At 56.5% G+C, this 10,397-nt stretch carries 7 protein-coding genes; 6 read left to right on the forward strand and 1 reads right to left on the reverse strand.

Annotated elements, in window-relative coordinates; translation table 11 throughout:
• Positions 1–94: 94 nt before the first annotated feature.
• Positions 95–931 carry an ABC transporter substrate-binding protein gene (locus AC0L3K_RS39665; RefSeq protein WP_473368104.1) on the reverse strand — a complete coding sequence of 279 codons (837 nt, stop codon included), beginning with the start codon at positions 929–931 and terminating at the stop codon, positions 95–97.
• Positions 932–2,379: 1,448 nt separating this feature from the next.
• Here AC0L3K_RS39665 and AC0L3K_RS39670 point away from each other — a divergent pair.
• From AC0L3K_RS39670 to AC0L3K_RS39695, 6 genes are all read left to right on the forward strand, one after another.
• On the forward strand, positions 2,380–2,961 hold the full coding sequence (locus AC0L3K_RS39670; protein ID WP_473368105.1) for an Lrp/AsnC family transcriptional regulator: 582 nt from the start codon (positions 2,380–2,382) through the stop codon (positions 2,959–2,961).
• A 264-nt stretch (positions 2,962–3,225) separates the two neighbouring features.
• Positions 3,226–5,226, forward strand: a complete 2,001-nt coding sequence (locus tag AC0L3K_RS39675; protein WP_473368106.1) for an alpha-ketoacid dehydrogenase subunit alpha/beta — start codon at positions 3,226–3,228, stop codon at positions 5,224–5,226.
• A 38-nt stretch (positions 5,227–5,264) separates the two neighbouring features.
• Complete coding sequence (locus AC0L3K_RS39680; protein ID WP_473368107.1) at positions 5,265–6,071, forward strand: IclR family transcriptional regulator; 807 nt, start codon at positions 5,265–5,267, stop codon at positions 6,069–6,071.
• 140 nt (positions 6,072–6,211) lie between these two features.
• Positions 6,212–7,609: a Rieske 2Fe-2S domain-containing protein gene (locus AC0L3K_RS39685; protein WP_473368108.1), complete on the forward strand. Its 1,398-nt coding sequence runs from the start codon at positions 6,212–6,214 to the stop codon at positions 7,607–7,609.
• Between the two features lie 45 nt (positions 7,610–7,654).
• Positions 7,655–8,746, forward strand: a complete 1,092-nt coding sequence (locus AC0L3K_RS39690) for a 2Fe-2S iron-sulfur cluster-binding protein (RefSeq protein ID WP_473368109.1) — start codon at positions 7,655–7,657, stop codon at positions 8,744–8,746.
• A gap of 34 nt (positions 8,747–8,780) precedes the next feature.
• Positions 8,781–9,377 (forward strand): DUF1989 domain-containing protein, encoded by a 597-nt coding sequence (locus tag AC0L3K_RS39695; protein WP_473368110.1) that lies wholly within the window; start codon positions 8,781–8,783, stop codon positions 9,375–9,377.
• Positions 9,378–10,397: the final 1,020 nt, after the last annotated feature.

Raw genomic sequence — 10,397 nt, forward strand, 5'->3', positions numbered from 1 at the left:
CGCCATCGGATTTATCGCCCCGATCGAAATGGAGCTAAAAGCCGCTTAAACCCGTCCACTTTTTCGGGGGAAGATCAGTGGGGCAACCGGGCGATCAAGGCTCGCCGTTGATCATTGGCTTTTGGATCGACGCGTCCTGCGGTAGCCCCCATTTTTGAAGTAGTTGGTCATAGGTGCCATCAGCAATCAGCGCGCCAAGCGCCTGTTTAAGCTCTTGTCCGAACTGGGGATCATCTTTTGAGAACGCCATGCCGGTCAGCAATTTGATCACAGGTTTGCCAACTACCGAGTACTGATTTCCCTCTAGTGTATTCTGGTAAGCAATTATCGCTGCACCTGTCAGACCCGCGTCGGCAAAGCCCTGCTTAACCATGAGCCGCACTTGGGGCGTGTTCTCACCGGGCACAATGATGATTGCAGGTTTGCCGGCTTTTGTGCAGTTCTCCTCGCTCCATTTGACGACTGCGCCGGTTTCGATAACACTGGTGCGTATTGCCCCTACACGTTTACCGCACAGCGTCTCCATGTTGGCGAAGTTCTCGGCTTGGGCACGTAGCGTGTAGAATACGTACGGTTGATATACGTAATCGATGAAGTTTACACTGGCGTGGCGTTCCGGCGTATCGCCTAAAGCGCTGGAAAGTATGTCCGCGCGCGCCGTCTTAATCGGAGCGAAGCTGATTATTTGCGCGAAACTCGATTGGGTCCAGTTGACTTGCGCTCCCATCTTCGAAGCTATCCCGTTCAGAATATCGATGTCGAACCCAACCAGATTCCCGGATGCATCCGCGAATTCGAATGGCGGAAATACGGTTACCGCCATTGCATTAATGTTTTTCTTCGTACCTTCGGCGTCCGCGCTGCCGTTGGCCAGAGCAAGTGCAATCGCTAGCACGTTCGCCACAACGCGAAGCAAAAGAGTTCCAGGCATTTTCTGTTCCTTTCCTGTGTTTCGTTCAAGGAGCGCAATTCAGCCGCAGAACGCCGTCGCGGCATGAATAACTGAGGCGCACCTGTTGATGGTTCTGGGTTGACCTTTCGGCTCCAACAAAATCAATTTACGGACAAACTGACGCGACCACTGTCCCTTAAATTGGCGTAGCGAAGCCGTACTTCGGCCTGCTGTGAGGTCATCTCGATTGCCGCCATCGGCGGACGACTAAACCAGACCGGCCATAGCCCTGAATCGCAAGCAAGCACGCCAATGGTCGGGGCTCTTGCGATAGCGGAGAACGCATCCCGCTACGGGTGAGTCCATAAAGAATGGTGCTCTGCACGGCCATCCTGAGCCCCAAGAATTGTCATTCAATTATGGTTGTGCTCGGGCGTCGAATTTCGCCATTATAGCTGATAACGCGACGGATTTTTCTTCTTAGGTCGAGCTTTGTGCCTCTTTTGTGCAAGCTCGCCTGACTAAGCCGGTCTAGCCCGCGCGGCACTCCCTGCGGGATGGTGGCTTGTCCTCAGATAGCTGACGAATTAAGGCCATCATTTGAGTGGCCCAGCATCTAGATGCGAAGGACGGCCGAGGAGAACTGAGCCGGAATTGAGTTTCCTCCGGCTATCGAGCGTAAGCACGTGGTGCCGGAGTAACCTCCTGTCGGAGGCGAAGTTCGCGAGCTCCCCGTAGGGGTTGCTTCAATTTTGGAAACGCTTGGCTTTGCCGTGAAGCGGATGCTTCAGCTAGGCTGCTGGCGCGATGCTTGCGGTAGCGCCCTCAACTCAGAGAAGACCTGCATGGGTTCGGTCACCTCTCCGCGCTGAGTCTAGTCAACTAGAAGCGGTTCGCGATTGCCCGTCTAACAGTCCTGCGCTCAGAATGATCTTTGCAACGTGGTGAACATAGGGCGGTGCCGATCGTGAAGGCGTCCACGATGGAGAGCAATGTTTGCGGCCGCCCGCACCTGACGCAGAAGGAATACGAGCACCGTCGACAGGGCGAGCTACCGCATCGCCCCCTTGACAGCCTCCCCGCTTCTGATGAATCCGCCGGCAGCGAGGTAAGCTAGGCGACAACGGCTATCGGTTCTCTTGTGTCATGCGGGTAGTGCGGCGCGCCCAAAAGCAATGTTTATCCGCCAGCACACGGGTCAAAGCTGGGTGGCCGAAGCACCAACAGGCGCTTCGCCGCAATTAGCCGTCGTTTGCTTACGAAACATTCGGTAAGGCGCTTTGGTCTGTCTTCGGCATTTCATAACCACTCGCATCGCTCGGAATTGGTCAAAGCAAGAGTCCTGCTCGACAAAATCGCAGATTGCAAAGTCTTGTATAATCGTCCGATAGGCGTTTGTCATCATATGGTGATACATGGCTTTAATGTTGACACAGCTTTGCCGCCGCCCTTACGATTGCTCAGCTGGAAGAGAATCGAGTGCATCTATGGCGAACTCAGTGGTAAGCAGAGAAGGAAACAAGCTGTACGCCTGGACCGTCCAACCGGAAGCCAGTGACCGCGGCTCTGCGACAGAGCTCGATAAAATCGATGCTCATCTTCTTGATCTCGTGCAACGTAACAACCGTCTGACGAGTGAGCAGCTCAGCGCCTTAGTCGGCTTGTCCGCGTCAGGTGTTCAACGTCGTCTAAAGCGCCTGCGAGCGGACGGTGTAATAGAAGCGGATATTTCAATCATTCGTCCAAAGGCGGTCGGCCGAAATGTAACCGCGCTTGTTCTCATTACGTTTGAGCGTGGCCAGGTCGACATCGTTGATCGTTTCAAGCAGGCAATGCGCAAGAGGACAGATGTGATGAGCGCATTCTGCGTTGCCGGCCAGGCTGACTTCGTTCTTCTCGTTACCGCAAATGATATTGAAAGTTACGACGACTTCACTAGGCGCCTGGCTGCAGAGCATCCCAACATCAAGCGCCTCGAAACGATGATCGTCTTGGATCGGGTAAAGGCGGGCTTCACTTTGCCAATCGCGTCTGTCGCAAGCTCTGCCTACCCGTTGCGTGGCGCCTGAAATAGCTGATCATCGCCTCCGCCAGTCTGGGTCGCGACGCGATCCCGAGCCGTGACCCCATCGCGGCAGGGGAAGTGCAATTTAGAGGCACACGAGAGGTCAGATCGTCATCCAGCGCCCCAAGCTTATCACTAACCGAACTCGCTACCAGCAAAGCATCGCATCTAACCTGCGTATCAAATAGTGATACAATCATAATTACTTGACACACCACGGCCCTGGCGACAAAGTTGTCATACGGAGAATTGAAAATGGCGAACTTCCATGAATGAACGTCAGCATGCGTCGGCTGAGGGGGCAGCAGCCTCGATTGACCCATCCTTTGCGCGGCATGCACTGCAGCGCATGGCATTCATTCGTGGCTTTGAGGAAGCATGCCTGAACATGAGCGCTGGTGCGGAAGCGCTGATTGCCGGCTCAATCCATCTTTGTGCCGGGCAGGAAGCCATCGCTGTGGGCGCTTGCGCCGCAACTAACGTCGATGATCGCATTATTGCTACCTACCGAGGCCACGGGTGGGCGATCGAGGCGGGACTCGATCCCTTCGAGATCCTCTCGGAAATCTGCCATCGCGAAACAGGCATCAACGGGGGTCGGGGTGGTTCAGCTTATTTCATGGGCCCTGGCACGAAATTCATCGGCGAAAACTCGATCGTTGGGGCGGGCGCGGCGATCGCGAACGGTGTCGCTCTAGCGATGAGCAAGAAGACGGGCGCCGTGCTCGTCTCGATCGGTGATGGGGCGATGAACCAAGGGGCCTTGCACGAGGCTATGGTTTTTGCCGCGTATAAGAAGCTCCCTGTCATCTTCATCTGCGAAAACAACGGCTGGTCAGAAATGACACCGATAGATCGAATTGTCCCGATCGAGCGGCTATCCCGTCGCGCGGGTGGTTACGGTATGCCCGGCGCCACGATCGATGGCTGCGACCCTATCGCAGTTCGCGATACGATTTCTCTTGCGCTCGAACATGCGCGGGGGGGCAAAGGCCCGTCCCTGATCGAATGCAAGACGGTTCGCCTGTGGGGACACTACAATCGCGACATTGAGCACTATCGGCCGAAAGCCGATCGGCTGAAAGCCGCGGATGCCGATCCGATCCTGCGCCTGCGTCGGCAGCTTCTCGCAATTGGCTTGTTTTCCGAAAAGGAGCTTGATGCCGACGTCGCGGCGACAAAGACAGATATCGAGGCGCTGATCGAGCGCGTAACGGCGGCACCGAAGCCAAATCCCGCCAGCGCGCGCCTCCATGTAGTGTCGAACGAGGCAGCCGACCCGGGTTCTACGCTACCGGCTGTTTCAACCGAGCTCACCTACCAGCAGGCCGTTAACGAAGCTCTCAAGGACGAACTCAATGAGCGGCCTGAGGTTCTCGTGTTCGGCGAGGATGTCGGATTCGCCGGAGGGATTTTTGGCTGTACTCGCAATCTTCAACGCGAATTCGGCGAAGATCGGGTCTTCGACACGCCAATCGCAGAGGCCTCGATCCTTGGAGCCGCGGTCGGCGCCTCGATGTGCGGTCTACGGCCGATCGCCGAGATAATGTGGATGGATTTTCTCCTCGTAGCGCTCGATCAGTTGGTCAATCAAGCCGCAAACGTGCGATATATCACGCAGGGCAAAAGCAGTGCGCCCATGGTCGTGCGCCTTCAGCAAGGCGCAACGCCAGGCTCGTGCGCGCAGCACTCACAGTGTCTCGAAGCATTCCTCGCGCATGTGCCTGGGCTTAAGGTGGGGATGCCGAGCACGCCACAAGATGCTTACGACATGCTCCGTGCGGCTGTCGCGGATAACGATCCCTGCATCATTATTGAATCCCGTGCGCTCTATCAAACAAAAGGACAAGTCACCAAGACTATTTCCAAGCTCGGGTCGGCGAAGCTTCGCCGCGACGGATCAGACGTAGCGATCATAACTTGGGGTGCGATCGGCAACCGTGCTGAGGATGCCGCCGAGATTCTTTCCGCCAAGGGTGTGCACGCCGCAGTTCTGGACCTCCGCTGGATCGCGCCGTTGGATGACAATCAGCTCCTCTCGGTCGTTAAACGGTGCCACGGCCGGGCCGTCATCGTGCATGAAGCGAACGTCACCGGCGGGTTCGGCGCGGAGATTGCTGCGCGGCTTACCGAATGCGGCTTTGCAAATTTCCAGCGGGTAGGCGCTCCTAATACCCGCATCCCCGCGTCGCCCGTGCTACAAGAAGCCCTTCTTCCTTCCGTCGAGGCGATCTTGGCCGCCGTGGATCGCGTGATGTCGCGCGCTTAGTCGCGGTCATGCCTGCAAATTCATAGCTCGAGACAATCATGGCCATTCAAACCGAAACTGGACCCGGCAGCAGAAAACGTAGAGCGACGCAGGTTGCCGTTAGAGCGCCTGCGCCACGTATTCAGTCGCTCGGGCGAGGCTTCTCCGTCCTATTCCTCGTTGCCAAGAGCGAAAGCGGCCTAATGGCCTCCGACATTATCAAGGAAACAAAGCTTAATCGGCAAACCGTCTACCATATTCTTCAGTCCCTCAGTGCTCTCGGGGTCATCGTAAAGAACCACAACTCTCAAAGATATGTCTTGGGATTGAAGGTCGCGGGACTAATCGAAGCATTCAAGCGCCATCTGGCGCCGCCAGAGCGCCTTGCACCTCTCGTTCGAGAGATCGCAAATCGTACGGGTGAGACCGCCTACGCTGTCGGGTGGACGGAGGGAGAGATTGTAGTCATCTCCGCAATGCGCGGCAGCGCAACCGTAACCGCGATCGACGTGCCGCCTGGCTATTTCGGCAACGCACATGCACGCGCCTCCGGCAAGCTGCTTCTCGCGCTTTCCAGTCCTGAAACTAGAACGGCCTATTTCGAAACACGCAAGCTACAGGCGCTTACACCTCGTACCATTACTGACTTTGCAACGCTGGAGAAACATTTCGCGCAAATTCGTAAGCAGGGCTACGCGCTCGAACAGGAAGAGTTCGTCCCTGGCCTAAGCTGCATTGCCGTCCCGGTCGGAGATACGGATACAGGTTTTGCGGTTGCGGTCTCCGCCCCATCGCACCGCGTGGAGGAGAAGCTGGAGCTTTATCTCCAAGTGATCCGCGAAGTTGCAATGCGAAGCGATGAATAGACCGGATCGGCCCTGTGTATCAAGGAAGTGCGCGTAATCTCGCCACCGCCCTGTCGAGATCTAGCGATCGGCGCTTAGCGCCGCATTGAACCGATGTGAGAGAATGCGGGTCTTTCGCAAAAATGATGGAGAGTCAGACAATGGAACGGACCAACCTGTTACAACGGCCTTATTCGGGCTACGATCGGAAGGAAGTCGGCCCCGACACCGAGTTTTTGAAAGTCGGAAAGGGCACACCAACAGGCGAATATCTACGGCGCTTCTGGCAGCCCTTCGCTTTTAATTCGGAATTCACCGATGTTCCGGTGGCCGTTAGACTTCTGGGCGAAGACCTGGTCGCCTTCAAGGACGGACAAGGCAACTACGGTCTTCTTGAGCGGCGCTGTAGCCACCGCGGCGCTTCGCTCGAATTCGGAAAGATCCAAGAGAACGGGATGCGATGTTGTTATCACGGCTGGCACTTCGACGTTGACGGCCGCATTCTCGATATCCCAGGCGACTCATCGGGATTGAAGAATCGTCTCTGCCATGGTGCCTACCCCGTTCGCGAATATAAGGGATTGCTCTTCGCCTATATGGGGCCGCCAGACAAAAAACCTGTGTTTCCACTTTATGACGCGCTTGAACGGGAGCCCGGCACGCAGTTCCGACGAAAGGACTTTGCACCCTGTAACTGGTTGCAAATCCGCGAAAACGAAACCGACCCGATGCATATTTCGCAATTACATTGTGGTCTGTTTGGCATCCAGTTCACTGAGGTTTTCAGCCAGATCCCGATCGGGCTGCAGTGGTTCGAAACGTCCATCGGCGTAATGTACGCGGGTACCTTTCGCTGGAAAGACAAGGTCTATATGCGGACGAACGACTTGATTATGCCAAACCTAACGCGGGTTGCAGGGATCGAGGATGCGGAGGGCGAGGTATTTAACGACATCCGCGGTGGATCGACAAACTGGGTGGTCCCCATCGACGATTTCAATACGATGACGATCGGCTGGCGCGATATCGAGCCTGAAGTTGAAATTCCGGGTGTCGCGGCGTACCTCGACCGGCAGCAGAAAGGCGGCGGCGAAGCGCTGTCTACGGCCGGCAACATCGACACACAGACGGGCAACCGGGGTTACGAAGAGCGGCAACGAGCGCCAGGCGACTGGGATGCCTTTGTGTCTCAAGGTCCGATGACAATCCACGGTCGCGAACACCTGGTCGCCAGCGATCGGGGCGTCATAATGTTCCGCAAGATGTTGAAGGCTGGCGTTGACGCGGTGCAAGCTGGAAAGGATCCGCTTGGCATCACACGCGTCGAGCAGCCCAACTCGCCGATCCGCACACACGCCCGAAACACCGTCTTGTGCATTCCGAAAGGTCCGAGTGAGCAACAAGACAAGGAGGCGTGTAGCCGAGTTGGTCGGTGGTACGCAGATGCCCTCCGTGAGCACAAATTTGAAAACTCGCCGCAACCCTCGGCGAAGCGGCTCGAGGAAATCCGAGAGCAAGCGGTGAGAGTTTTCAACGGCGAAAATGTTGCCGTGGCCTAGTCGTAGCCGACCAACAAAGAGCGGAAGACAACGACGGGGCGGCACGTGGTCTCGAATACTGCCGTCCGGTCTGTCAATTTGTCCGCAAGAGCGAGAGAGTCATTGAGCGCCACTGTTCAAGACAATGAGCATCGTTTGAGGGTATACGGATCAGAGGTCAACGTCGTCGCGCGACCTGGTGTCAGCATTCTTGAGACCTTCTTCCAGCACGGGGTCCAATATCCTCATGGTTGCACTACCGGCTTCTGCGGGCTCTGCAAATCCCATCTACTTTCCGGTCAAGTTGACCACCTCGATTATGTGGAGACAGCTTTATCGGACGAGGAGAGGCGTGTTGGGCTGATATTGCCGTGCTGTGCCATACCTAACTCAGATTGTGTCATTGAGCCCGCAGTCAGCGATGTACCATTACCTCCAGTGGTATCTCTAGACGCAGAGATCGTAAAGATTGAACCAGTGAGCCCAGAAGTCCGGCTCGTGCAATTGCGCTCCCCGCAGCCATTTCACTTCCTCGCTGGTCAATACGCATCAGTTATGTTCGAGGGCCTACCTCCCCGTGAATTCTCCATGGCGAGCCCGCCCGGGCACGCGGTGATCGACTTCTACATTAAGCGCGTGCGGGGCGGAGCCGTCACGGACGAAGGGATAGCACGCGCAGCCGTAGGCAGTCGCGTCACCATGACCGGCCCGTATGGCACCGCCTTTATGCGCGCTGACGATGCTAGCCCGATCGTTGCGGTTGGTGGAGGAACGGGTATTGCTCCGATTCTTTCGATGCTCTTGAGCGGTCTTGGCAAAGGGATAACTCAAGATGTCCATCTTTACTTCGGAGTTCGCACCGAGGCTGATCTGTTTTTAGTTGATCAATTGGAACATCTCGCGAGCGCGCACAACAACTTGTCGCTTAATGTGGTCCTCTCTGCAGCCGGCGCGCAATCCGTGCGCTGGCGGCGCGGCCGCCTGGACGCAGTCTTGAAAGCCGACTTGGCCTCCACGACCATGTCGACCTGGCGCGCTTACATCGCGGGCTCTCCTGAAATGGTGAACGCTGTTGACACAACGCTTGCCGGCATGGGCGTTCCTTCAAGCCGTCGACATTGCGACCCGTTTCTAACCACCGCCGATATTCGTCGTTAACGGATGTGACCCTTTTCACGGCTAGGAGATCGGCGTGTCGAAAACCTTCGTTTTACCTGCTGGCCAAGGTCGAGCCGTCGTGCTCGGCAAAGCTCAGACCGTCCGGATCATCAATACCCATGGAACTCAGGTCGTCGATACGTGGGCATTCAATGCAAGCGAGACGTCCGAGTTCATGTCTATGGAGCACACCCGAGCATCTCTCAAGAGGCTTACGCCTGGCTGCGGCGACTCCTTTATCACCAACAAACGTCGGCCAATTCTTACCGTCTTGTCGGATTCCTCTCCCGGCATACATGATACTCTGATTGCAGCCTGCGACCGGCACCGGTACGAGTTGCTGGGCCACATCGGCTATCATGCCAACTGCGCCGATAATCTGGCAGCTGCGATGCAGGAAGTAGGGATGACCTTGCCGGAAACACCGTGCCCTTTAAACCTTTTCATGAACATTCCGGTCATTCAAGGCAATCGCCTCGATTGGTGCCCGCCCGCCTCCAGACCCGGAGATCACGTCACGTTCCGAGCGGATATGAAGGCGGTCGTGGTATTCTCAGCTTGCCCAATGGATTTGCTGCCCATCAACGGAATCGATTGCACCCCAAGAGACGTGGCAGTGTCAATTGAGTAGTGTGTTGTGACCGACTCCGATTTGCGCAATTCCCGTGACCGGCATCACCTTTGTGGGATAGAGGCCGGTGATCGGTACGAAGGGCCCAATGCTGCACCGGCTTCGTGGGCGAAAGCTATCGGCGCGAGCTGAGCGAGCTGCAGCTCGAGCAATCGCGATCCCATGCCTGGCGTCCTTGATCTCTGCGTGATGAAAAGTAAGAAGATGTCCGGAATCCGTGGGACAATGACAGTCTTAGTGTCAAACGCCAAGCAGCCGCAAGAGCCTGTTAAGCGTATCATTTGACAGCGAGGTGTCTTTCGAACAGGATAACGCGGTCGGCAATGGCCGGTCAGCTTCTGAATTTTGCGCATCATTGCGCAGTACCTGCCGTGACAAGGCACGACACGCTCCCGACCGCTCTGCATCTTCGTGGCTGGAACGGGCCAGCGTTCGGCATCGGCCATTGAAGCGCGAGCCAACGCGAACAACGTTACCCAATCTCGCTCTCGTTGCCGGCACGCTGCCTGAAGACGCGAGTCAGGCCGCGCGGATCGGTGACGCCGGGACGCAGCGTCGAAATGCTTGGCGATCTTCTGCCCATACAGGTTGCGCAATGGATTGTAGCCGTCGCGGGTTCCGCGTTCCCTCGGCTTCGTATGATCGCAGGGGACGTGAGCACGTCCAGACGCCTGCACATGTCAGTATTTTAGTACTTTTGCGGGCCAGCTACTCAATTCGCTGGCTGTATTACGAAACCGCCCAACGTTTAGTCCTCCCGACACAAACAAAAAACACCAACAAATCGCGACCGCGAGCAACACGGACGTACGCGCTCCGCGCGGCTCGGCAAATGACGATCAGCATTACGGCGACGTCGCCGTTTGCGTCTCGCGTTCAGAAACCTGTGTTCGATCTTACGTTCTCGGCATCGCATTCTTGGACCGGGAACCCGGAAAGAGAGGTGCGGATTCCGGGGATTGCGGCCAGGGATTCCGATTGAACGCGACCATGCATTCCGATCGAAGGCGGCCACCTGTT

Source organism: Bradyrhizobium sp. MI1.10 (genome assembly GCF_055811035.1).

What these genes read in the sequence shown, in the direction of transcription:
- AC0L3K_RS39665 (WP_473368104.1), bottom strand. Translation starts at nt 931, where the DNA reads ATGCCTGGAACTCTTTTGCTTCGCGTTGTGGCGAACGTGCTAGCGATT.
- AC0L3K_RS39670 (WP_473368105.1), top strand. Translation starts at nt 2,380, where the DNA reads ATGGCGAACTCAGTGGTAAGCAGAGAAGGAAACAAGCTGTACGCCTGG.
- AC0L3K_RS39675 (WP_473368106.1), top strand. Translation starts at nt 3,226, where the DNA reads ATGAATGAACGTCAGCATGCGTCGGCTGAGGGGGCAGCAGCCTCGATT.
- AC0L3K_RS39680 (WP_473368107.1), top strand. Translation starts at nt 5,265, where the DNA reads ATGGCCATTCAAACCGAAACTGGACCCGGCAGCAGAAAACGTAGAGCG.
- AC0L3K_RS39685 (WP_473368108.1), top strand. Translation starts at nt 6,212, where the DNA reads ATGGAACGGACCAACCTGTTACAACGGCCTTATTCGGGCTACGATCGG.